The organism is Segatella copri (assembly GCF_019127135.1).
Classification (GTDB): domain Bacteria; phylum Bacteroidota; class Bacteroidia; order Bacteroidales; family Bacteroidaceae; genus Prevotella.
In genome coordinates this window covers 23,656-49,571 of record NZ_JAHOEA010000018.1, presented here as the reverse complement: position 1 = coordinate 49,571, position 25,916 = coordinate 23,656, and the positions used below count along the sequence as shown (strand labels likewise).

Here is a 25,916-nt window from a genome sequence, read left to right as displayed (position 1 = left end):
TGCTCGATAGCACCGTTTCTTACTCTCCAGTTAAGGCCTTTTGAGCCTATACCTTATTATATATAACGCTTTTGGGGGCGAAATATACTTAGTCTAGTAAGCGTATTTCTTACTCCAAATATCATTTTTCTCTCTTGGTTCCTAACTCCTCTCTGGGAAGGTTAGTTTTCTCTCCAGAACGCTGGCGTAAAGATAACCAGTACACTGAATATCTCCAGACGGCCGATGAGCATCATCAGCGAACAGAACCATTTTGCCACATCCGGCAGTTCGCTCCACGACATGGTTGGTCCGATTTCCGTACCCAGCGTAGGTCCCACATTACCCACACAACTCAGGGTGATGGTGATGGCATTGGTATTGTCAATGCCCATGGCTATCATCGTGAACGATATCACCAGACAGATGATGAGATAGGTGGTGAGGAAGGCGAGCAGCGTAACCCGCTTCTGCATCGGCACGTTCACACCATCAATCTTCAATGGCAGCACGGCGTTAGGATGCAGAATCTGGCGGAATTCATTCTTCACCATTCTTACCAGCATCACGCCACGGATACATTTCAAACCTCCACTCGTACTGCCTGAGCAGGCTCCGAAGAACATGCAGGCTGCCAATACCACCCAGGTAACGTGAGGCCACACAGCAGCATCGTCGTTAAATAATCCCGTGGTGGTGATGAATGATACCACCTGGAAGATAGCACTTCTGAAGGCATGCTCCACATCGTAGTTGCGCATCGCTATCAGCTCTACCATGATGAAAGCCGTGAAGGCTGTAACGAGGAGCATATAGAACTTAAACTCTGAATTCTTGAACAGATCCTTGATCTTGAACTTGATGACGGCTGCATAGAGTAGGGTGAAATTAACACCCGACAGGAAGCAGAAGAAGGCACAGATGTATTCCAGCGCCGGCGAATGGAAAAACGAGGTACTGCTGTTATGGGTAGAGAAACCTCCCGTAGCCGTAGTGGTCATCGCATAGTTGAAACTGTCGAAGAGATTCATTCCTGCCACATAGTAGGATGCGATGCAGGCGATGGTGAGCATCAGATAGATACTCCATATCCATTTAGCCGAAGTGGAAAGCCGGGGATGCAATTTAGTCTTGATAGGTCCTGTTGCCTCGGCAGCAAACACCTTGGTCTGTCCTCCTACAAGCGAAGGCAGCAGGGCGATGGTGAAGAACACGATTCCCAGACCGCCTATCCATTGGGTGAGCGAACGCCAGAAGAGTAGTCCGTGGGGGAAACATTCTACATCGTCTAATATCGTGGCTCCCGTTGTCGTAAATCCCGACATGGTTTCGAAGTAGGCATCGGTAAAGTTGTTGATGTATCCACTCACCATGAAGGGGAGGGTTCCGAAGAAACTGAATACAATCCATGAGAGCGTTACCACGAGATAGGCATCACGGCGCGACATTGAGTTATCGGCTCCGTGTCCTCGCCATTTCAGCACCAGTCCGCCTCCGATGGTGGTAAGTGTTGCCACAATGAAGGCAAAGATGTCATCCTGCTGGTAATAGAAAGCTACCAGTAGACTGACGAAGAGCAGGAAAGCCTCGATGAAAAGCAGTTGCCCTAAAATCTTATATATTAATTTGCTGTTTATCATATATGAAGTATGTCTCTATCTCCTTCATGCTTAGATGAAGTATTTCTCAATTTTCTTCATGTTGATGTTGTGGCAGAAAACCATCACCGAGTCGCCCGGTTCTATCTGGGTATTACCCGAAACGAGCATTCCTTCTTCACCGCGAACCAGTCCACCGATGGTTACACCGATAGGCATGCCGAGTTCCTTCACCGGTTTCTGGGTTACCTTCGAACCTTCTTTGGCTATAAACTCTGCCACATCGGCGTTGGCGCTCATCAGGAATCTCACATTCATCACGTCGGCATCGAGCATCATCTGGTAGATGTAGCTGGCGGCAATCATCTTCTTGTTGATGATGGTACCGATATCCAGACTCTCTGCCATGCTCACGTAGTCTACGTTTTCTACGGCAGCCACCGTCTTGCGCACACCCATTCTCTTGGCGGTAAGACAGGCCAGAATATTGGTTTCGGCGTTACCGGTCAGTGCCACGAAGGCTTGCGTGCTGCGGATACCTTCTTCTACGAGCAGCGGAATGTCGCGTCCGTCTCCATGAATGATGAGCGTCTTGTTCTCATCGAGAATATCGTTGAGATATTCGCAGCGCTCCTCGCTCATCTCGATAATCTTGCATTCCATATATTCCGGCATCTTCTTCACGGCTCTTACGGCTGTGCGTCCGCCACCCATAATCATCACGTTCTTCACATCCACATAGTGCTCCTTACCCACAATCTTGCGGATATATGGGATATAGTTGCGGGTGGTCATGAAGTAGGCGAGGTCGTAGAGTTTCAGCTCGTCGTTACCGCCAGGGATGATGGTATCACTGCCTCGCTTGATGGCTACCACGTGATAAGGGTCGTTAGGACCGCTGATGTTCTTGAGCGGTTCGTTCAGTATCTCGCATCCTTCGCGCAGTTTGATGCCGAGCATGACGAGTGCGCCGTCGTGCACATCCCAACGCTGACGTACCCAACTCATTTTCAATCCGTTATTGATATCTACGGCTGCGAGCATCTCCGGATAAATCAGTTTGTTGATACCTAATCCTTTGAAGAATTCCTGAGCCTGCGGATCCATATACTCCGGGTTATCCACACGGGCCACCGTTCTTTTGGCACCCAGGTTCTTGGCAAGGATGCTAGCTGTGATGTTGGTACTTTCTACCGGAGTAACGGCGATGAAGAGGTCGGCATCTGCAACCCCTGCATCGCGTAAGATGTGAAGACTGGTAGGCTTGCCCAGCATGGTGAGCAGGTCGCAGTCGGAGCCAATGCTGGCCAGGCGCTCTTCGCTTTCATCGATGAGCGTAATCTCTTCATTGCTGCGTGACAGGAGTCTCGCCAGGTGAGTACCTATGGCATGTGCGCCAGCTATGATTATTTTCATTTCTTAATTGCTTCTTTGATTGATTCTTTATCGAGATGCACGATTTCCCTGAGCTGTGCCACGGTTCCGTGTTCCACAAACTCATCTGGCAATCCCATTCGGGTCATCTTTGGCTGATAGTCATGGTCGTTCATCCATTCCAGTACGGCTGAGCCCATACCGCCCATACGAACGCCGTCTTCGATGGTGATGATGCGGCTGAACTTTTCGCCCACCTCTTTCAGAATGTTTTCATCGAGTGGCTTGAGGAATCGCATATCGTAGTGGGCGATGCTCATTCCGGTTTCGGCTTCAACCTCAGCGATAGCCTGAGCGGCATCGTTTCCGATAGGACCGATGGTGAGAACAGCCACATCGGTTCCGTCTTTCAGCTTTCTGCCGGTACCGGTCTTGATTTCCTCCATTGGGTTGCGCCAGTCTACGAGCACACCCTTGCCTCTCGGATAACGGATTACATAGCTGCCATGACCTGGCAACTGGGCTGAATACATCAGGTTGCGCAACTCATGCTCGTTCATCGGAGATGCGATGGTGAGATGCGGAATCGGACGGAGAGCCGCCATATCGAAGGCACCATGATGGGTTGGTCCGTCTTCGCCTACCAGTCCGGCACGGTCCAGACACATGATAACCGGCAGGTTGAGCAGTGCCATGTCGTGGATGATGTTATCGTAGGCACGCTGTGCAAACGAACTGTAGATATTGCAGAATGGGATGAGTCCGTCTTTCGCCATACCTCCTGAGAAGGTGACGGCATGCCCCTCGGCAATACCTACATCGAAGGTACGGTTTGGCATCGCCTTCATCATGATGTTCATGGAGCATCCTGTAGGCATGGCTGGTGTCACACCTACAATCTTCGGATTTTTCTGAGCCAGTTCAAGTAGCGTCTCACCGAAAACATCCTGATATTTAGGAGGCTGGTTGCTGGTATCGGCAATGAGTCTCTCACCCGTTTCCGGATCGAATTTTCCTGGTGCGTGCCAGATGGTGGCACACTTCTCGGCTGGTTCGTAACCCTTTCCCTTGGTGGTATGCAGATGCAGCAGCTTAGGCCCCTTCATGTTCTTAAGCTGTTTGAGCACTCTCGCCACTTCCTTCACGTCATGACCGTCGAAAGGTCCGAAGTAGCGGATATTCATACCCTCGAAGATGTTCTGCTGATGACTCAGTGCCGACTTCAGTGCATTGTTCAGGCGCAGGATGCCCTTCTTGCGGTCTTCGTTGAGATAACCTTTGGAGTGCAGCCACTGTGAAGCCTTGAAGCGGAGGCGGTTGTAGGTCTCGTTGGTATCGAGGTTCAGGAGATATTTCTCCATACCGCCCACAGCCCGGTCGATGCTCATATCGTTGTCGTTCAGGATGATGAGCATGTCGTTAGGTGTACTTGATACGTTGTTCAGTCCCTCGAAAGCCAGTCCGCCGCTCATGGCTCCATCGCCAATGACGGCCACTACGTGCCTGTTGGTTTCTCCGTTTTCGCGTGCGGCAACGGCCATACCGAGTGCTGCGGAGATGGAATTGCTCGCATGTCCGCAGGCGAAGGTATCATATTCGCTTTCTAAAGGTGTAGGGAATGGACGGATGCCGTGCAACTTGCGGTTGGTACAGAAGTTGTCGCGGCGTCCTGTTAATATCTTATGTCCGTAGGCCTGGTGTCCCACATCCCATACAATACGGTCGTATGGGGTGTTGTAGATATAATGTAGGGCTACGGTTATTTCCACCACGCCAAGAGAGGAGGCAAAATGACCGGGGTTGACGGCAACCTCGTCGATGATGTCTTCTCTTAACTCTTTGCAGACTTGTGGCAGCTGGTCAATGCTCAGCCGTCTCAAATCTTCCGGGTATTTTATACTATTTAATAGACTAAACTTGTTCTTGTCCATGTTTTCTTCGTGAAAATCTTGTGCAAAGATAATGCTTTTTTCCTATATAAAGCACTTTTGAGGCAATATTTTCGCTTTTTCCGATTATTCTTTGTATTTTTGCAAAGGAAATTTCTGAAAAAGGAATGAAATTCGGAATTAGTTATATAAAAATAAGCAAATAAATACCTTTATCGTGATGAGAAAAAATGTATTACTTTTGGGAGCCATGCTGATGGCTTCCATGTCTCTGATGGCGCAGACCAAGGGTGGCGGCATCAGTCAGTCTGCTCTCCAGCAGATGGAGAAAAGCCAGCAGTCAGGTGTAGCCAACAAGGCACTCTTCAATGCGATTGCCAACAACAGCATTGATGACCTTGTGAAGAATCATGCCAACGAGGCCCCGGTTGATACTCATTTCAGCATCGAGACTCCTTCGCAGAGCATTCACAACCAGAAGAGTTCGGGCCGTTGCTGGATGTTCAGCGGTTTCAACGTGCTCCGTTCCAACTTTGCTGTCAACGACAAGCAGGGCAGAGTGGTGGAGTATTCTCAGGATTATCTCTTCTTCTATGACCAGCTGGAGAAGGCTAACCTGATGCTCCAGGGGGTTATCGACCTCGGCAAGAAGAGTATCGAGGATCCTCAGGTGCAATTCTTCTTCAAGAATCCGCTCAATGATGGCGGTACTTTCTGTGGTGTTGCCGATTTGGCAAGCAAGTATGGTCTCGTACCAATGAGTGCCCAGCCTGAGACCTTCTCAAGCAACAATACTTCCAAGATGAGCCGTCTCGTAAGCAGCAAGCTCCGCGAGTATGGTCTGGAACTCCGCAAGATGGTGGCTCAGGGCAAGAAATCTGCAGCTATCCAGGCTCGCAAGAACGAGATGCTCGGTCAGGTTTATCACATGCTGAGTCTTACTCTCGGTGAACCGGTAAAGGAATTTACCTATGCTTTCCGCGATAAGGATGGCAAGCAGGTTGGCGAGGCTAAAAAGTATACTCCTAAGAGTTTCTATGAGGAAACCGTAGGCAAGGATCTGAACGGTACCTTCCTGATGGTGATGAACGATCCACGCCGTCCTTACCACAAGACATACGAGGTAGAATACGACCGCCATACTTATGATGGTCATAACTGGAAGTATCTGAACCTGCCTATGGAGGAGATTGCCCAGCTCGCCATCGCCTCTCTAAAGGATGGTCATAAGATGTATTCAAGTTATGATGTTGGCAAGCAGCTTGATAGAAAGCGCGGCTATCTGGCACTCGACAACTTCGATTACGCCGGCCTCTTCAATACCTCATTCCCAATGAACAAGGCTGACCGCATCGCTACTTTTGATAGCGGTTCTACTCATGCCATGACGCTGACAGCTGTAGATCTCGATGCCAATGGCAAGCCTGTAAAGTGGAAGGTGGAGAACAGTTGGGGTGCTGACAATGGTTTTGCCGGTTGCTTCATCATGACCAACGATTGGTTCAACGAGTACATGTTCCGCCTGGTGGTTGACAAGAAGTATGCTTCTGAGCAGCTCTTGAAGGAATTCGACCAGAAGCCTACCATGCTGACTCCAGATGATCCTCTGTTCCAGTTGGAAGACTAATTCATCAAGAAATATAGATTTAAACCGTATTTTTCTCGAGAAAAGAGAAGAATACGGTTTATTTTTTGTATTTTTGTACCCGAAATAATGGTAAGAACGTTATTTATATAAAAGCTATATAGATTATGTTAGAGAAAAGTAAGCGTGAGCGCATCATTGCGCTCGTTAATAAAGAGGTGGTTCCTGCCATCGGCTGTACCGAACCGATGGCTGTGGCACTATGTACAGCCAAGGCTGCTACAACATTGGGCAAGCGCCCTGAACGTATTGAAGTTCTTCTGAGTCCTAATATGCTCAAGAATGCGATGGGTGTCGGCATTCCTGGCACGGGTATGATTGGTTTGCCTATCGCCGTATCGCTGGGTGCGCTCATCGGAAAGCCTGAATATCAGCTGGAAGTGTTGAAAGACCTCACTCCCGACAGTCTGGAGCAGGGCAAACAATATATCAAGGATGCGGATATCAACATCAAACTGAAGCAGGGTGATGTGGATAAACTCTATATCGAAATCATCTGTCATGCCGGTGAAGACCAGGCTACGGCAATTATCTCCGGTTCTCATACCCATTTTGTGTATGTTGAGCGTAATGGTGAGGTAGTGCTCGATAAGCGTGGCGGTACTGTGGGTGATGAGGCTGATGACGACATCCAGCTCAATTTCCCGATGGTTTACGAGTTTGCAACAACAGCTCCGCTCGATGAGATTTCTTTCATTCTCAAGACCAGGGACTATAATATGAAGGCTGCCGAGTTGAGTATCAAAGGCAACTATGGCCACTGTTTGGGCAAGACGATGGACCGTCCGTTGAGTCATGGTATCTTCGGCGATAATATTTTCTCGCATATCATCTCCCGCACCGCTTCAGCCTGTGATGCCCGTATGGGTGGTGCCATGATTCCGGTGATGAGCAACAGCGGCAGCGGCAACCAGGGCATCTGTGCAACGAATCCTGTGGTGGTTTATGCGCTGGAGAACGAGAATACCGAGGAGGAAATGATCCGTGCCCTGATGCTCAGTCATCTGACTGCCATCTATATCAAGCAGAGTTTAGGCAAGCTTTCAGCTCTTTGCGGTTGTGTGGTAGCCAGTACGGGCAGCAGTTGCGGCATTACCTATCTGATGGGTGGCGATTATAACCGCATCTGCAATTCTGTCAAGAATATGATAGCCAATCTCACCGGTATGATTTGTGACGGAGCGAAACCAAGTTGTGCCCTGAAGATTTCATCAGGTGTCAGCACCGCTCTTCTTTCCGCCCTTCTTTCTATGGAAGGCAAGTGTGTCACCTCTGCCGAGGGTATCGTAGATGATGATGTGGATAAGTGCATCCACAACCTCACGAGCATCGGTGCCGATGCGATGAGAGCTACCGATGATATGGTGCTTGATATCATGACGCATAAATAATATAGCTTTTGATAAGTTATTTAAATAGTCTTAGAAACCTGTATTATTTACCTTTTAAATATAGTTTCGTATGGTTGCCGGCAGCTGCCGGCAACCTTGCTGCCATATGCCGACAATGTCGCTGCCATATGCCAGCAACCTTGCTGGCGGCTGCCGACTATTAAATAGATCTACTTCTTCATGCCGATAGATACGGCTTCTGTAGCTAATTCACATGCTTGCAATGGATTATAAAACAAAGCTACAATGGACTTAAAGCATGATGTTTATACTATACCAATATTATGTATCTTGCGTATCGTTATCATCTTATTCCTAAAATTAAAAGATATTAAAAAAATGGCTTTTTCTTGGAGATAATCGCGGATATGTGTATATTTGCATCATCTGATAATCGCGGATAGGTGTGTACTTGTATTATCTGATAATCGCGGATAGGTGTAAAAACTGAGAAATGTTAATCGCGGATAGGTGTATTTTTCCGATAAAATTAATCTAGGATAGGTGTAAATTATGAGAAGAAAAGTATATGAGCAGCTAAAGAAATGGAAAGAAGAACAGAACGGAGAAAGTGCTGTTCTCATCAATGGTGCCCGTCGTGTAGGAAAGAGCTATATCGTAAAGGAATTCGCTCAAAAAGAATACAAGAGTTATATTTTACTTGATTTCAATAAGATAGGAAAGAACATAAAATCCTTGTTCGAAACCTATCTGGATGACTTGGATACATTCTTTATGTATTTAAGCAGTTTCACCAATACACCTCTATATCCAAGAAAATCAGTTATAATCTTTGATGAGGTGCAATTGTATCCCCGGGCTCGTACAGCTATCAAGTATCTGGTTGAAGATGGTCGTTACGATTATATCGAGACTGGTTCGCTTGTTTCTATCAAAAAAAACGTAGAGAATATCATGATTCCTTCTGAGGAGGAAGAAATATTGATGTATCCTATGGATTTCGAGGAATTCTTGTGGGCACTGAACAATGAAACCCTGATGCCGCTTATACGAATGAACTTTCAGAAAAGGCATGAGATGGGACAAATGATGCATCGCATGGCAATGGACTATTTCAGACAGTATCTCATTGTTGGAGGAATGCCGCAGGCTGTAGCTAAATTTGTAGAAACCAGAGATTTCAATAAGGTGGATCGTGTGAAACGCCAAATTCTTACTTTATATCGTAATGATATCCAGAAGTATGCGTCAACTTATGTATTTAAAGTTACTCAGATTTTTGATACTATTCCTTCTCAGCTTCAAAAACATGAGAAGAAATTTATGTTGAAGGCACTCACCGAAGGGGCGAGAATGCGAGATTATGAAACGGCATTCTTTTGGCTGTCAGATGCAATGATAGTCAATATGGCCTATAATACGACAGAGCCAAGCATCGGTCTTGGCATGAATACCGATGATACGACATTGAAATGCTATATGGCTGATACGGGGTTGCTCATCAGTCATGCTTTCAATGAAAATACGATAGTATCGGAAAACTTATATAACAAGCTTCTGATAGATAAGCTGGAGTTTAATGGTGGAATGATAGTTGAGAATATTGTTGCTCAGATGTTACGTTCGGCAGGACATAAGCTGTATTTCTTTTCTAAATATAGTAAGGATGATGCCCGGGAAAGGATGGAACTGGATTTCCTGATAGCCAAAGATACAATAACGTCAAAGCATAATATTTCACCGATAGAAGTGAAGTCAACTAACAGATACACGCTCACTTCTCTCAAAAAGTGCATCGCTAAATATGGTAGCTATCTGGCAGAACCGTATGTTTTGCATACTGCTGATTTGAAAGTAGAGGAGGGAATTACTTATTTGCCATTGTATATGACAGGGTTATTATAAGTGGTTTTAGTTGAATGGAAACGGCTCGCAAGAAATCGAAACTTCTTGCGAGCCGTTTTATTATTGTGATGCAAGTGAATTCTTCACTCTTCACTCTTCTTTCTTCACTCCCAATTATACGAGTGTTGCAACGATTTCCTCACGGGTTCCTGGCAACATATCGATAACAGGAATCTCTGGCATGGTGTAGCAACCTGGCTGCAGACGGAATGAAGCACGAGCCACGTTAACCAATACCTGAGCGGTGAGGGCTGGGTTGTTGATGCTCATATTGAACTCGAAACGCTGGTTCTGAGTCTTGCCTGATACACCCTTGCGAACGAGGTTCACACCATGACCCATATCCTTTACATCATCTACTGATGCTACGGCGAATACGTGGGTCTCATCATGAGCGAAGTATGGATCGGCCTTGATTTCGGCTGTTACATCCTCAAGCTTGGCACCTTCTTCCAACTCTACGTATACCATACGGCGGTGGATACCCTCACCCAATGGGATGGTTACAGAGAGCGCTTCCTTTACGCCCTTCTTGCCACGAACACAAACTGAGTGACCCATACTCATACCAGGACCGAAGTTGGTATATGTCAAGCCTTTAGGAGCAAGGCTCTCCATCAGAACACGTACGATAGAATCAGAACCTGGGTCCCAACCTGCAGAGATAACGCTTACCTTGCCAGCCTTCTTGCAGTTTTCCATCTGCTTGGTACGGTAGTCGAGGATGCTGGTGTGGATATCGAAGCTGTCTACGGTGTTGATACCGAGGGCAACGATCTTCTCTGCATACTCAGGGCAAGAGCGGGTAGGGGTTGCGAGGATAGCAACATCTACATCCTTCAACTTGGTGATGTCGTCTACTACTTCATAGTTTGCCAACTCAGCTGGTTTGTCCTTGGCACCCTGACGACGTACAATACCTGCAATCTCAAAGTCAGGAGCTGCTTCGAGTGCCTCAACAGTAAACTTACCGATGTTGCCGTATCCTACTACGGCTGCTCTAAATTTCTTCATTGTCTTATTTCTTTTATTTTGTTGTTTTTATTTCTTGCGGTTTAGTCATCCAACGGATATGTTTTCCGCTTTTCATTCTATTTCCGGTTGCAAAAGTATAGCTTTTTCTTGAAATACGTGACGTTTTAATAGAATTTTAACTCATAAAAGTTGCAAAAAGTAGTAAAATCATAGTTTTTAGGTATGAATAAGCGGAGATTTGTAAGGAATCTGCTGCAAGAGCCTTACAGTTTCGTTATTTTGTTGCGAAACATCATACATCCTCTTTCCGATTCCTCCAGATGTGCTTTGAATTACGTCGGGACGTAGCTTTTGCTGCGTCCCGACGTCTCTGGCTCTGCGTCGGGACGTATTACATGCTACGTCGGGATGTAATTTCTGGCAAATCTTTGCACTTGTATAATTAGGTGAGAATGAAATATGCAGGTTAAATGTTGCCTTTCTTGAATTCATCTAATGTCATTTCTGCATTGAACCCCATAATTCCACTGTCATTCTTAACAATTTCTTTCAATGCTTTTACTGCTTTTGGAGTATTAACGTGCAATAGTGCATAAGCTGCCCATATTCTTACAGAAAGATTGTTATCTTCCAAAAGAGGTTCTAAAATCTCATATTTATGTTCTGCAGAAATGTACTTGATGGCATTTATTATATTTTTGTGGCTTTTGTTACCACGTTTGTTGTCACCATTTTGCGTACATTCCCCATGAATGATTGCATTTTCTTTAAAACAGATTAATGCTTCTTCTAAATTCTTGATTTTCATAACTATTGGTTTGCAATATCTAAAACTAAATTCCCTGTAAGGTAAGCTTCTGACGTATTTAATTCTATATTTTTATTTATTTCTTTAATGACTTTTCCGTCTAGCGGTAGCAGACCTTCGTATGAGAGACTTCCAATCTTTAAGTTATATCTGGATAGTATTTTTGTGATGTCTGAAACTATACGGCTTTCCTTCGCTTTTTTGTTAAAATATTCGCCGTGTGGAATGTTTATGTTCCTGTATTCCTCCATAGAAGTATAGATGGAATTTTCATTCCACATTTCTGTTCTTATAAATATTTGTTGAAGCCTAGAGAGGGGAATATTTTCTTTATTTTGTTTTTCTATGACGGTGGACAAAAAATCCAAAGTCTCTTTATAACTAAGTTTCGAATATTTTTTATTAGTTTGGTATTTTACAAAGATAGAGAAGTTTCCTTTTTCAGTGATTTGGATATCTATAACAGGGATAGCCTCATTATCTTGTATATAGGCATGATACTCCATACTTTTTATAAAAGGATAAGACGATTGTCCTAATTGTTCTTTAATCTCTATTGAGTTTTTATGATTTCGTTTCTGCTTCGAATTGCACGAAATCATAAGTAATAACATCATAATGAAGATAATTTTGTTATACATATCGAGTATTTTTTTATTTTAATGAAATATTTCTGTTCGTATTCACGAAATAGGTGTTTATGCAGACTTTCATATCTGCATAATTATTTGCCTGGCAGCTATAGTATGCTCCCAATATTATGCTATTTATTTTCATATTTAAATTTTTTAATGACGTATCCATAATGAAGTTTGAGCTCCTTAAAAAAAAAATCTTTTATATGTGCCCCACATCACACGCTTTAATATTAGAAGTTAAATTGTAATTTGGCTGCAAATATAAGGATTTTTTTTTGTAATCGACAAACTTTTTAAAAGAAAAAAATCGCAGACTTGAATTTGCGAGCTTTTTATCGATGTTAGAGTTACAGTGAACAGTGAATTCTTCACTTTTTATTAAAGTAGTAAAATCATAGTTTTTTAGATATGAATAAGCAGAGATTTGTAAAGTATTCGTAGCAAGAACCTTACAGTTTCGCTATTTTGTTGCGAAACATCATTCATCCTCTTTCCAATACCTCCCGATGCGCTTTGCACTATGTCGGGACGTAATTTCTGGAAGTCTGTTACAATAATCCTGCCCTTCGCACGTTATTAATATATTAATTTAATTAGGAGAAAAAGAAAATGATAGAATATATTCATGGCGATCTGACAGAGCTGACACCTGCGCTGGCTATTGTTGAGACTGCGGGGGTGGGCTACGGACTCAATATATCGCTCAATACATATACTGCCATTCAGGGCAAACAGGAAGTGAAACTCTATGTTCACGAAGTGCTGGTGGCTGGTGGAAGAGATGACTCTTTCACCCTTTTCGGCTTTGCTACCAAACAGGAACGTGAACTCTACCGCCTCCTCATTACCGTTTCAGGAGTAGGCGGAAATACAGCCCGCATGATTCTCTCTTCACTCTCGCCACGCGAACTCTGCGAAATCATCTCTACTGGTAACGACAAGGTGCTGAAAACCGTGAAGGGTATCGGACTGAAGACAGCACAGCGAATCATCATCGACCTGAAAGATAAAATCGTGAGCCTCGGCATTGCTGACGAACTGCCAGCCAGCGGAGGCAATGTGGTGATGGTAAACAATGACGTAAAGGATGAGGCGGTAAGCGCCCTCACCATGCTCGGCTTCTCGCCGGCACCATCTGCCAAGGTAGTAGTAGATATCCTCAAGGCACAGCCTGATCTCCCGGTAGAACAGGTTGTGAAACTGGCATTGAAGCAAATCAAATAAGTTAGGAGTTTTTTATCGATGAAACAGAAGCAAAGATTCATATCTTTTCTATTGGCTTGGCTGATGGTGGCAACCTTCGGCTATGCGATAGCTTTGCCTCAACTTCAGGACGATAAAAAGAAAACCCATACCAGCACAGCCCAGCCCGTGCAGCTCGATGAAGATACCATTCCCGATTCGCTGCTGCATACCCGCTGGCAGATTCAGCGCACCCAACCTTACTCCCTGAGCGACCTCTATCAGAGTCCGCTCGACCTGAAACGTCCTGATAATCTGCAATATCAGGTAGTCTACAACGATACCATCGACCGCTATATCATCGGCAACCGCATGGGCTCAACCTGGCTTTCGGCTCCTATCATGCTCACTCCGAAAGAGTATCTTGCATGGACCGAACAGCAGCAGCGCAACAGCTACTTCCGCAAGCAGAACGATGAAATCTTCCAGGCAAAAGGCAAGGAGAAGTTCGATTTCTCGGATATGCACTTCGACTTGGGACCTGCCGAGAAAATCTTCGGTCCTGGTGGCATCAGAGTGAAGACACAGGGTTCTGCCGAACTCAAGTTCGGTATCAACAAGAAAAACATCGACAATCCTTCGTTGCCTATCCGCAACCGAAAGACGACGATGATGGATTTTGATGAGAAAATCAACCTCAACGTCAACGGAAAGGTGGGCGATAAGGTGAACATGAACCTGAATTACAACACCGATGCCACCTTCGATTTCGATGCACAGAACATGAAACTGAAGTACGACGGCAAGGAAGATGAAATCATCAAACTCGTTGAGGCGGGCAATGTCTCCTTCCCTTCCAACTCTTCGCTCATCAAAGGCGCCAGCAGTCTGTTTGGTGTTAGAACCGATATGCAGTTTGGCAAGCTCAAGCTGCAGATGGTAGCTTCGCAGAAGAAGAGCTCATCGAAGAGCGTATCTACCAGGGGCGGTGTACAGCTCACTCCTTTTGAGTTGAATGTAGCCGATTATGAGGAGAACCGCCACTTCTTCCTCTCCCAGTATTTCAGAAACCATTATGATGCCTGGATGCAGAAACTTCCTAATCTCACCACGGGCATCACCATTAACCGTGTGGAGGTGTGGGTTACCAACAAAACCGGCAATACCACCAATACCCGAAACATCGTAGCCCTGACCGACCTGGGCGAGAACCAGAAACTGAGCAACCCGATGTGGGCAGCGAGCGGACAGGTGCCTTCTAACCAGGCGAATACTGAGTATGCTGCGATGAACAGCCAATATGCTGCTGCCCGTGACATCGACCAGGCTGCAACCACTCTCGATGGAGGCGGACTGGTTGGCGGAGCCGATTATGAGAAGCTGGAGAGTGCCCGTCTGCTCAATTCTTCAGAGTATACGGTAAATACTGCATTGGGTTATATCTCATTGAAAACCAGTCTGCAGACCGACCAAGTGCTTGCTGTAGCCTATGAGTATACATCGGGAGGCGTAACCTATCAGGTGGGCGAGTTTGCATCCGATCTCAGCGATACCAAGCAGGCACTCTTCGTGAAATCGCTCAAGAATACCAGTAACAATCCGCGACAGGGCAACTGGGGGCTAATGATGAAGAACGTTTATTATCTGGCTTCTACCGTAGAGAAGGAGAAGTTCCGCCTGGATGTAAAATACCAGAGCGATACCACCGGCGTATATCTCAGTTATATCCCTGAGCAGCAGGTGAAGGAGCAGCCAATCATCCGTGTGCTGGGCGCCGACCGTCTGGATAACAACAACAAGGCACACAGCAATGGATATTTCGATTATGTAGAAGGCTATACCATCTCTAACGGACGCGTGTTCATTCCGAAGGTAGAGCCTTTCGGCAGTTATATGCGTGATTATCTGGTCAAGCGGGGCGTGGCTGCCGACAAGGCAGAAAAGTATGCCTTTACCGAACTCTATGACAGTACGAAGACCGTAGCCAAGCAGATAGCCGAGAAGAACAAGTATCAGATTGTGGGACAGTTCAAGGGCTCTGCAGCCAATGTCATCTCGCTCGATGCCTACAATGTGCCACAGGGTTCGGTCTTAGTTACGGCAGGCGGTATCACCCTGAAAGAGGGCACCGACTATTCGGTAGATTACAGTGCCGGCGAGGTGACCATCCTGAACCAGAGCATTATCGATGCCGGTACGGCTGTCAACGTTTCTCTGGAGAGTAATACCGATTTCGGACAAACCCGAAAAACGATGTTCGGACTGAACTGGGAGTATGATTTTACCAAGAACTTCCAGTTGAGCGGTACTATCCAGCACCTCTCCGAACAGGCGCTTACCACCAAGGTATCCTTGGGCTCCGAACCGCTGAAGAACACCCTTTGGGGCATCAATCTCAACTGGCGCAAGGAGAGTCAGTGGCTCACCAATGTGCTTGACAAGATACCATTCCTGCATCTTACCCAGCCATCGCAGATATCCTTTACTGGAGAATTTGCCCAGCTTATTGCCGGTGAGGCAGGCGGCACACAGGACAATGCATCTTATATCGACGATTTCGAGGGTACGAAGACCACCATCGATGTGATGACTCCTACCTCCTGGTTCATATCCAGTGTGCCTTCGCTCAATTTCAAGGACGATTACAGCGATAAGACCGGTCTGAGCAGCGGCTTCCACCGTTCGCGTCTTGCCTGGTATACCATTGATCCGCTGTTCACCCGCCGTGGAAGTTCGCTCACTCCGGGACATATCAAGGGCGACCTCAAGCAGTTGAGTAACCATTATGTCCGCGAGGTCTATACCAAGGAACTCTTCCCATTGCGCGACCAGAGCAGTTATCAGGGAGCTACCAATACCCTGAATATACTCAATCTGGCTTACTATCCAAGCGAGCCGGGACCATACAACTTCAATGTAACAGATTTGCAGGCTGACGGAACCCTGCAGAATCCACAGCGCAACTGGGGCGGAATGATGCGTAAGCTGGATACCAACGATTTCGAGCAGGCAAACATCGAATATATCGAGTTCTGGATGCTCGATCCGTTCATCTACTCCCGTGAGCAGGCTGATGCTGCCGATTACGGTGGCGATTTCTACATCAATCTGGGCGAGGTGAGCGAGGATATCCTGCGTGATGGCAAGAAATTCTATGAGAGTGGTATGCCGGTAGATGGCAGCAAGAGCTACACCTATACCCAGTGGGGTAAGATTCCTACCCAGAGCACCGTGACCTATGCCTTTGCTACTACCAGTGGCAGCAGAGCCTTGCAGGATGTGGGTTTCAACGGACTGACCGATGCCGAGGAGCAGGAATTCTACAAGAGTGCTTATCTCGACCAGATTCAGGGCAAGGTGAACCAGGCGGTATTCGACAGCATCTTTGCCGATCCGGCACGTGATGACTATCACTATTTCCGCGGTTCCGACTGGGATGAGATGCACGCTCCTATCTTGCTGCGATATAAATATATCAACAATCCTCAGGGCAACTCGCCTGACAGCGACAGCCGTTCTGAGAGCTATGATACTTCTTATAAGTCAACGCCGGATGTCGAGGATATCAACCAGGATTATACCCTCAACGAATATGAGAAATACTTCCAGTATCGTGTCAGCATCCGTCCGGAAGATCTCGTGGTGGGTAACAATCATATTGTAGATAAGCGTGAATACAGCCAGACCTGGCGTGATAATACCAAGTCTACCGTTACCTGGTATCAGTTCCGCATACCTATCGATGAGTTTGAGAGCCGTCAGGGTAACATCAACGATTTCTCCAGCATTCGCTTCATGCGTATGTTCCTCACCGGTTTCAAGAAACCTATCGTGCTGCGTTTCGGTACCTTCGACCTCGTGATGGGCAAGTGGCGTACTTATGATCAGCCGCTTAGTGCAGCCAGTGGCGGAACCCTCGACGCAAGCAGCGTGAGTCTGGAAGAGAACGGCGAGAAGACACCGGTCAACTATGTCTTGCCTCCGGGTATCAAGCGCGAACAGGATCCTAGTCAGCCTCAGTTGGTTGAGGCGAACGAGCAAGCGTTGAGTCTGGTGGTCAAGAATATGAGCACAGGTGAGGCGAAGGCGGTTTATAAGAATTCTACCCTTGATCTGCGCCAGTACAAGCGCATTCAGATGTTTGCCCATGCCAATGCATTGGAGCAGAATACCACCCGTCTGCAGGATGGTGATCTCTCAGTCTTCATCCGTCTGGGTAGCGATTACAAGAACAATTACTACGAGTATGAAATCCCGCTGAAACTCACCGAACCACGCTCCAACTACAACCGCTATGTGCTTGCCGACTGTAAGGCGGTATGGCCTGAGGAGAATATGCTCGATGTGCCGTTGAGTGTCTTCACGGCATTGAAGAAAAACCGCAACAAGGCGAAGGCACAGGGTGTGGCTTCTTATCTCGCTCCTTATTCCATGATGGATGCAGAACATCCGCAGAACAAGATTACCATCGTGGGTAATCCGAGTCTCGGTGAGGTGAAGACCATGATGCTGGGTGTGAGAAACAATTCTGCCGACATCAAGAGCGGTGAGGTATGGATAAACGAACTCCGACTCAAGGAACACAATAATTCGGGTGGTTGGGCTGCCAATGCCAACCTGAACGTACAACTCTCCGATCTGGGTAGCGTGAATGCCACCGGCAGATACATCAGCGAGGGATTCGGCGGTCTGGAAGATGGCGTGGCAAGTCGCACCACCGATAATTATGGTACCTACAGTGTGACCACATCGCTCGAAATGGGTAAGTTCTTCCCAGACAAGGCGAAGGTGAGCATACCTTTATATTATAGTGTAACCAAGGAGAAGACCACTCCTAAGTATAATCCGCTGGATACCGATATGGAGTTGAAGGATGCCCTCGATGCTGCCGGCTCCAAGCACGAGCGCGATTCTATCGAGAATATCGCTGCCACCAAGATTACGCAGACCAACTTCTCTATCTCGAATGCCCGGGTGGGTATCGCTACCAAGCGTCATCCGATGCCATACGATCCTGCCAACTTCTCATTCACCTACAGTCATCAGCATCAGTATACTACGGGTGAAACGACGATGTATGAGCGAAAGGATAACTGGCGCGGAGCCTTGGATTATTCGTGGAGCCCGGTTTATAAGGCTTGGGAACCATTCAAGGGACTGAAGAACAAGAGCAAGTGGCTCGACATTCTGAAACGTTTCGGACTGAACTGGCTACCGCAGAACATAGCCTTCAATACCGAGATGACGCGCGATTACTACGAGTTGCAGGAGCGCGATATGGAAACCCTGATGAGTGGAGCTGCCGGAGTAGACTCCAAGTTGCCGCTCACCTTCAGTGAGCAGTTCCTCTGGAACCGTGAGTTCTCCATCAACTGGGATCTGACCAAGAACCTGCATATGAACTTCCAGAGTGCTACCCATGCACAGATAGAGGAACCTTATACACCGGTCAACAAGGATCTTTATGCCGACCAGTATCATGCCTGGAAGGACTCCGTATGGACCAGCATCCGCCACTGGGGTGCACCGCTCGACTATAGTCAGAATTTCCAGGCATCCTACAGGTTGCCTCTCAATCTGCTGCCTGTCTTCGACTGGGTGAACAGCGATGCCTCTTACAATGCCAACTATTCTTGGGAGCGCGGTACAGAGGATGAGGAGGGCAACTCGTATGGAAATACCATCAATACCCAGCGCGAACTGACATTGAACGGTAACTTTAACTTGGTGAAACTCTACAACCATGTGCCTTTCCTGAAGAAGGTAAACGATAAGTTTGACCGTACCCAGAGTAGGGCACAGATGCAGCGCAAGAAGCAGGAAAAAAAGAAAAAGAAGCAGGAAGCAAAGGAACAGGCGGCTGATCCGAAGAAGGCGCTGCCTAAGAACAAGCGTGCCTTCGAACGGGAAATCACCCTCCTGCCTGATACTACATTCAAGATACGCCACGGCAAGAATACCAAGCGACTGATTGTGAATGCCAAGACGGAAGACGGCAAAGTGTTCTCGCTTAAATATAAAAAGGTGGATAATAACCAGATCAGAATCATCTCAAAGGTAGATACCGCCATGAAGGTGAAACTCTCCGTACTGGCTAAGGAACCGCTTGATGATAAGAAATGGTATAAGGGATTGCAGTTGGCTAGTCGCCTGGCAATGATGGTGCGCAACGTAAGCATCAACTATCGCAGCAGCTATCAGCTCACCCTGCCGGGCTTCTTGCCTAGTGTGGGTGATGCCTTCGGACAGAAGAAGGTGGGACAGATGGCACCGGGTCTTGACTTTGCCTTCGGTATGGTTGGCGACGATTATATCGAGAAGGCAAGAAACAACGACTGGCTGCTCTGCAACGACAGTATCGCAACACCTGCTACTACCAGCAGAACGGATAATCTTACGCTGCGTGCCACCCTGGAGCCTGTCAAGGATTTCAAGATTGATCTCTCTGCCACACGTACCAAGACCACGCAGAAGAGCATACAGTATATGTATGAAGGAACGCCAACCACCCAGAGTGGAGCCTTCCAGATGACTACCATCTCGCTGGGTTCGGCTTTCGAGGGAATGGGCAATGCCAATTCGGGTTATCGCAGCAAGACCTTCGAGAAGTTTGTCAACTCGCTGGCAGGTTTCAGAGATAGGGTAGAGGCGCAGTATGCCGGAACTGTTTATCCGTCTGGTTCGGCTCTGGCTGGCGGCAAGTTTGATGCTTCCCGCACACCGGTTAACCAGTATAGCAGCGATGTCATGATTCCTGCCTTCCTCAAGGCTTATACCTCGATGGGTGGCAATTCGCTCTCGGTATTCCCGGCATTGAGCCGGATGTTGCCAAACTGGACTATCCGTTATAGTGGACTGGGACGTCTGCCTTGGTTCAACGAGCACTTCAAGAGTGTCAACATCAACCACTCTTACAAGAGCGTCTTTGCGGTTGGCAGCTACAACAGTTACAGCACCTTCCAGGAGTATATGAACGGTCTCGGATTCGTGAGTGATGCCACTACGGGCAATCCGTCGCCAAGCAGCATGTTCAATATCTCGCAGGTAAGTATCAACGAGTCGTTCTCGCCATTATTGGGTATGGATGTCACATTCAACAATAATATGACGGTGAAGGCTGAATATCGCCAGACCCGTGTATTGAACCTCAGTATGACGAGTGTGCAGCTGAACGAGGCATTGAGTAAGGACTGGGTAATAGGTATGGGTTACCGCATCAACAACTTCGATGTTTTCGGCTGGGGCGCCAAAGCCTCCCGTTCCAAGTCGAAGGGCGGCAACAAGAATGCAGCCAACAAGAATGCGTCGAGCACCAAGACGGTTCAGAATGGAACCAACCATGACCTGAATCTTCGTCTTGACTTCAGTTTCCGCAAGCAGGCAGCCATCGTTCGTGATATAGCCTCAATGGTAAGCAGTGCCAGCAGCGGCAACAATGCTCTGAAACTGAGTTTCTCTGCCGATTATACCTTCAGCAAACTCCTTACCATGAGTTTCTATTATGACCGTCAGACCAACACCCCGCTCCTGTCGAGCAGCAGTTATCCTACCACAACGCAGGATTTCGGCCTGAGCATCAAGTTCTCGCTGACGAGATAAAAAGAAAATTCACTAGAACCAATAGGTAGGAAGTAAATTCTCTAATTCTCAAATTCTTGAAAATAAAAAAAGCTCGGATGCATCACAAGCATCCGAGCTTTTTAATATTCTGATAATTCTTGATTACTTCTTGTCGTAAGCATGAACAGGGTAGTCGATGGTATAGTGGAGACCACGGCTCTCCTTTCGCTCTATCGCCATGCGGGTGATGAGATAACCCACGTTAATCATGTTGCGGAGCTCGCAGAGTTCCTTGCTTACCTTTACACGCTTGAAGAGATTCTCGGTCTCTTCGTAGAGAAGGTCGAGACGGTCCCATGCTCGCTTTAGACGGAGGTCACTGCGCACGATACCTACATAGTTGCTCATGCATTCGCCAACCTCTTTCACGCTCTGTGTAATCAGCACCTTCTCTTCATTGGTCAAAGTACCTTCATCGTTCCATGCTGGTACCTTCTCATTGAAGTCGTACTCATCTACATGTTCAATACTATGCTTGGCAGCAGTCTCGGCATAAACCACAGCCTCGATGAGCGAGTTGCTGGCAAGACGGTTACCGCCATGCAGACCGGTGCATGAACACTCGCCGAGAGCATAGAGACGATTGATGCTGGAGCAGCCGTTCAAATCTACCTTGATACCACCACACATATAGTGAGCGGCAGGACGAACAGGGATATACTCCTTGGTGATGTCGATGCCGATGCTCAGACACTTGGCGTAGATATTAGGGAAGTGACGCTTGGTCTCCTCTGGATTCTTATGGGTTACATCGAGACAGACATGATCCAATCCGTGAATCTTCATCTCCTTATCGATGGCACGAGCCACGATGTCACGAGGAGCCAGACTCAATCGCTTATCATATTTCTCCATGAAACTTTCGCCGTTAGGCAGACGCAAGATGCCACCGTATCCACGCATCGCCTCGGTGATGAGGAAGGCAGGATGAGTCTCGCCCGGATGATAAAGAGCGGTTGGGTGGAACTGGACAAACTCCATGTCGGCCACGGTACCCTTGGCACGGTAAACCATCGCCTCGCCATCACCCGTAGCGATGACAGGGTTGGTGGTAGTCTGATAAACGGCACCACATCCGCCGGTACACATCACGGTTACTTTGCTCAGATAGGTATCCACCTTCTGGGTATCAGGATTCAATACGTATGCACCATAACAGTTGATATAAGGAGTGCGGCGAGTAACACGGGCACCCAAGTGGTGCTGAGTGATAATCTCCACGGCGAAATGATTTTCCTTGATATCGATATCCGGACAGTTGCGCACAGCCTCCATCAGACCGCGCTGGATTTCTGCACCCGTATCATCTGCATGATGAAGGATGCGGAACTCGCTGTGACCGCCCTCACGGTGGAGGTCGAACTTGCCGTCCTGCTGCTTATCGAAGTTGACGCCCCACTGCACGAGCTCTTGAATCTGCTCCGGTGCCATGGTGACAACCTGCTTCACTGCTTTATAATCGCTGATGTAATCACCAGCAATCATCGTGTCTTGAATGTGCTTGTCGAAGTTATCCACTTCCAAGTTGGTAACTGACGCAACACCACCCTGTGCAAATGACGTGTTCGCCTCGTCGAGAGAGGTTTTGCAAATCATGCACACTTTACCTTTATGCGCTCTGGCTACTTTCAGGGCGTAACTCATACCGGCAACTCCTGAGCCGATAATCAGAAAATCATACTTATAAACCATTTGAGTTTATTCTTATCTAATTTCAATTTTAAGAACAGGTGTTTTTATCTATAAAACAGCCCCATTCTCTCAGAATTAATTCTTAATTCGTTGCAAAAGTAATAATTAATCTTTAAAATGAGTAATAAGAGAGGGATTTTTTGTAATTTTGCAGCGAAATTTAAGGTTATATAGTCTTTTAGACTATCAAATGGTCGCAAAAACGACTTTATTATAAGGTAATAAATCAAAGTTATGACAGATAGAACTTTTCATAAGCGCTTTACGCTGACGGCACGTATCGGTGTGGCGGTGTTCGCAATTCTGGCTCTCTACTTCTTCTGGGTCAAGCTGGCCATCATTGGCATCTTTGTGGCTATCATCATCGTGGGCATGATAGAGCGCATACTGAATACAACCTATACCTTCAAGATGGTAAAACCGATAGACCTGGATGAGGAAATGGAATATCTCATTATCAATGAGGGCAGGTTCTCTTCCAACAGAAATGTGCCGCTTTGTGATGTCACTGATGTACACATCGTCAAAACTTTCTTCGGTTTGGATCATTGTGTGGTCATCGAATACGGGCATAAGAATATTGTGACCGTTCAGCCGGATAATGAAGAAGCGTTTATGGAGAGAATCAAGAATAAATAATTTCTTTTAAGTTCAGGTGAACTGATTGTGATGAAAAAGATAATATATATGATGTTAGGGCTGATGATGGTATGGATATCCGTACCGGTGCAGGCCCAGAATGTGATTGAAGATGAGGGAATAGAAACGATTGATGAGGAGGATGTTTCCGACTCAGCACTCGTTGACTCCCTGGCAGCGGATACGCTGACGCAGAAATTGCCTTGGCCCGAATCGGTGAAGGTGGGTATTGATAAACTCCTTGAGAGCAAGATGTTCGAAACATCACAGGTAGGACTGATGGTCTGGGACCTGTCTGCTGACTCTTGTATCTATCAGAGAAATGAACGACAGCTGATGCGCCCGGCAAGTACGATGAAACTCTTGACTGCCATTACAGCGCTCGATAAGTTGGGCGGTTCTTACCAGTTTAAAACCACTCTGAAATATACCGGTACCATTGAGAATGGGGTGTTGACGGGTAATGTCTATTGTATAGGCGGTATGGATCCCCGTTTCAACAGCGATGATATGTCGGCATTTGTCAATAGTCTGAAGGAAATGGGGGTGGATACCATCCGTGGCAGCATCTATGCCGACCGCTCTTTGAAGGATGCTGATTTGTTGGGTGAAGGCTGGTGCTGGGATGATGACAATCCGGTGCTTTCGCCACTGGTATTCCAGCGCAAGGACATCTTTATGGATAAATTTCTTGCCAAGCTTCGTGAGGAGGGCATCGAATATTCCTGCTTCGGGGCTTCAGAGAAGGTCTGTCCTGCGAGTGCCTTTACTGTCTGTACCCGATTCCATACGATGGATCAGATTCTGCATAAGATGATGAAGGAGAGTGATAATCTCTATGCCGAGAGCATGTATTATCAGATTGCAGCTTCTACGGGCAATAAATGGGCGAGTGCCAAGAGTGCCAGAAATGTGGAAAGACAGCTTATCCGTAAGATAGGACTCGATCCGGCAAGATATAAACTGGCTGACGGCTCGGGACTTTCACTCTATAATTATCTCAGTGCAGAACTGGAGGTGAAACTGCTGCGTTATGCTTATCTCAACGGTAATATCATGGACCATCTGAAGCATTCGCTGCCTATCGGTGGGGTAGATGGTACATTGAAGAAGCGTATGAAGAACAGTTTTGTGCATGGCAATGTGAAAGCGAAGACGGGTACGCTGACGGGCATCATCTCATTGGCGGGTTACTGTACTGCAGCCAATGGTCATGAGCTCTGTTTCGCCATCATCAACAATGGTATCATGCATGGCAATAATGCCAGACACTTTGCAGATAAAGTATGTACTTTGCTCTGCCAACCGTGAGCGTTAGTTGATAGTTTATAGTTGATAGTTAGTAGTTTTATGGAGGAAATTCGTAAGTTTGTAGATGAAATGATTACATGGGCAGGAGTCACCGGTGATTTTGTGCCCATGCTGCGCCATATCTTGCTCACCATTACTGCCATTCTCTTGGCGATACTGAGCGATTTTCTTTGTCGCAAGATACTGGTTCCGCTCATCAGTAAGATTACTGATAAGACGGACGTCACTTGGGATGATGTGCTGCTGAACAAGAAGGTGCTCACCTCGGCTTGCCATATTGTGCCGGCTGTGGTGATATGGTCGCTCATGCCACTGATTTATCTGGAGTATCCGATATTCAAGGAGATATTGGAACGGGCTACGGGCATTTATATCGTGGTGATGTCGGTGCGTACGGCTCTGGTTTTCATCGGGTCTTTCAAAGGATTGGAGGATTCTCAGGAGCGACGCTCGTCGACTCAGCAGTATTTTCATACTTTCTGCGGTGTTCTCAGGGTATTGATGCTCTTCGTGGCTGCTGTGGTGGTGGTTGCCATCCTGTTGGGCAAGAACCCGATGACCCTCTTTGCCGGTTTGGGTGCTACCTCGGCAGTCCTAATGCTGGTCTTTAAGGATACCATCACGGGATTGGCGGCAGGTGTGCGTCTTACCAGCAATGATATGTTGCATAAGGGCGACTGGATTACGGTGAAGTCGGTGGATGCCAATGGTATCGTTGAGGATATGTCACTCACGACCGTTAAGGTGCGCAACTTTGATAACACCATCGTTACCATTTCGCCTATTACCCTAGTGAATGGTTCGTTCCAGAACTGGATTGGTATGCAGAAGAGTGGTGGACGAAGAGTGAAGCGCGTGGTTTACTTCGATTTCCGCAGTGTCCGTCTGGTAGATGAGACATTAAAATGCACTCTGCTTACCAAGCATTTCGCCACCGAAGATTCGTTTAAGCTGAAGGAGTCGTTGCAGAAGGCGATAGATAAAGATATACAAGAAGGGAAGGATATTGAGGATTTAAAGAATCCTGCAGCCCTTGCTCCTACCAATCTTCAGCTTTACCGTAAATTCATGGAGAAGTATCTGCGCCAGCGTCCGGAGGTCAATACCGATCTTACGTTGATGGTGCGCCACATGGAAGCCACGCAATGCGGTCTTCCTATCGAGTTCTATTTCTTCATCAAGGATAAGGTATGGGTAAATTACGAGCATATCCTCGCCGATATCATGGAGCATGCCTATGCCTTGGCGAATGAGTTCGGTCTGAAGATTTACGAGCAATATCCGGAACAGTAATTACTTTGAACATTGA

Annotated in this window: 15 protein-coding genes; 8 read left to right on the top strand and 7 right to left on the bottom strand. The window is 46.9% G+C overall.

Features of this window, described 5'->3' with window-relative positions; all coding sequences use genetic code 11:
* Nucleotides 1-161 precede the first annotated feature (161 nt).
* The 3 genes from KSW37_RS06670 to dxs are packed head-to-tail and all read right to left on the bottom strand — an operon-like array spanning nt 162 to nt 4,882.
* Nucleotides 162-1,619: a TrkH family potassium uptake protein gene (locus KSW37_RS06670; protein WP_217313781.1), complete on the bottom strand. Its 1,458-nt coding sequence runs from the start codon at nt 1,617-1,619 to the stop codon at nt 162-164.
* 30 nt (nt 1,620-1,649) lie between these two features.
* Nucleotides 1,650-2,993 carry a Trk system potassium transporter TrkA gene (gene trkA / locus KSW37_RS06665; protein WP_217313780.1) on the bottom strand — a complete coding sequence of 448 codons (1,344 nt, stop codon included), beginning with the start codon at nt 2,991-2,993 and terminating at the stop codon, nt 1,650-1,652.
* Complete coding sequence (gene dxs, locus KSW37_RS06660; protein ID WP_217313779.1) at nt 2,990-4,882, bottom strand: 1-deoxy-D-xylulose-5-phosphate synthase; 1,893 nt, start codon at nt 4,880-4,882, stop codon at nt 2,990-2,992. Before dxs ends, trkA begins: the two co-directional genes overlap by 4 nt.
* A gap of 178 nt (nt 4,883-5,060) precedes the next feature.
* Between dxs and KSW37_RS06655 the strand changes: the two genes are divergently transcribed.
* The 3 genes from KSW37_RS06655 to KSW37_RS06645 all read left to right on the top strand — a co-directional run bounded on the left by KSW37_RS06655 (nt 5,061) and on the right by KSW37_RS06645 (nt 9,742).
* Entirely contained in the window at nt 5,061-6,467 is a 1,407-nt protein-coding gene (locus tag KSW37_RS06655; protein WP_217313778.1) for an aminopeptidase C, read from the top strand.
* A 125-nt stretch (nt 6,468-6,592) separates the two neighbouring features.
* Nucleotides 6,593-7,876 carry an L-cysteine desulfidase family protein gene (locus KSW37_RS06650; protein WP_217313777.1) on the top strand — a complete coding sequence of 428 codons (1,284 nt, stop codon included), beginning with the start codon at nt 6,593-6,595 and terminating at the stop codon, nt 7,874-7,876.
* Between the two features lie 513 nt (nt 7,877-8,389).
* Complete coding sequence (locus tag KSW37_RS06645) at nt 8,390-9,742, top strand: ATP-binding protein (protein ID WP_217313776.1); 1,353 nt, start codon at nt 8,390-8,392, stop codon at nt 9,740-9,742.
* Between the two features lie 114 nt (nt 9,743-9,856).
* On the opposite strand, the gene KSW37_RS06640 is transcribed toward KSW37_RS06645, so the two are convergent.
* The 3 genes from KSW37_RS06640 to KSW37_RS06630 all read right to left on the bottom strand — a co-directional run bounded on the left by KSW37_RS06640 (nt 9,857) and on the right by KSW37_RS06630 (nt 12,031).
* Nucleotides 9,857-10,756: a diaminopimelate dehydrogenase gene (locus KSW37_RS06640; protein ID WP_006849374.1), complete on the bottom strand. Its 900-nt coding sequence runs from the start codon at nt 10,754-10,756 to the stop codon at nt 9,857-9,859.
* Nucleotides 10,757-11,183: 427 nt separating this feature from the next.
* On the bottom strand, nt 11,184-11,525 hold the full coding sequence (locus KSW37_RS06635; protein WP_118154813.1) for a HEAT repeat domain-containing protein: 342 nt from the start codon (nt 11,523-11,525) through the stop codon (nt 11,184-11,186).
* A 2-nt stretch (nt 11,526-11,527) separates the two neighbouring features.
* Complete coding sequence (locus tag KSW37_RS06630; protein ID WP_147329669.1) at nt 11,528-12,031, bottom strand: hypothetical protein; 504 nt, start codon at nt 12,029-12,031, stop codon at nt 11,528-11,530.
* Nucleotides 12,032-12,772: 741 nt separating this feature from the next.
* On the opposite strand from KSW37_RS06630, the gene ruvA reads away from it, so the two are divergent.
* Together ruvA and sprA are read left to right on the top strand one after the other, a co-directional pair.
* Nucleotides 12,773-13,387, top strand: a complete 615-nt coding sequence (ruvA, locus tag KSW37_RS06625; RefSeq protein WP_118065823.1) for a Holliday junction branch migration protein RuvA — start codon at nt 12,773-12,775, stop codon at nt 13,385-13,387.
* 18 nt (nt 13,388-13,405) lie between these two features.
* Nucleotides 13,406-20,944: a cell surface protein SprA gene (sprA, locus tag KSW37_RS06620; RefSeq protein WP_217313775.1), complete on the top strand. Its 7,539-nt coding sequence runs from the start codon at nt 13,406-13,408 to the stop codon at nt 20,942-20,944.
* A gap of 123 nt (nt 20,945-21,067) precedes the next feature.
* Here the strand turns inward: sprA and nadB are convergent, their stop codons facing one another.
* Nucleotides 21,068-22,657: an L-aspartate oxidase gene (nadB, locus tag KSW37_RS06615; RefSeq protein WP_217313774.1), complete on the bottom strand. Its 1,590-nt coding sequence runs from the start codon at nt 22,655-22,657 to the stop codon at nt 21,068-21,070.
* A 234-nt stretch (nt 22,658-22,891) separates the two neighbouring features.
* On the opposite strand from nadB, the gene KSW37_RS06610 reads away from it, so the two are divergent.
* From KSW37_RS06610 to KSW37_RS06600, 3 genes are read left to right on the top strand one after another with little or no spacing between them, the layout of a single operon-like run.
* Nucleotides 22,892-23,296, top strand: a complete 405-nt coding sequence (locus KSW37_RS06610; protein WP_217313773.1) for a PH domain-containing protein — start codon at nt 22,892-22,894, stop codon at nt 23,294-23,296.
* Between the two features lie 30 nt (nt 23,297-23,326).
* On the top strand, nt 23,327-24,607 hold the full coding sequence (gene dacB, locus KSW37_RS06605; RefSeq protein ID WP_217313772.1) for a D-alanyl-D-alanine carboxypeptidase/D-alanyl-D-alanine endopeptidase: 1,281 nt from the start codon (nt 23,327-23,329) through the stop codon (nt 24,605-24,607).
* A gap of 39 nt (nt 24,608-24,646) precedes the next feature.
* Nucleotides 24,647-25,900, top strand: coding sequence for a mechanosensitive ion channel family protein (locus KSW37_RS06600; RefSeq protein ID WP_217313771.1), 1,254 nt, complete (start codon nt 24,647-24,649; stop codon nt 25,898-25,900).
* The last annotated feature ends 16 nt before the right edge of the window (nt 25,901-25,916 follow it).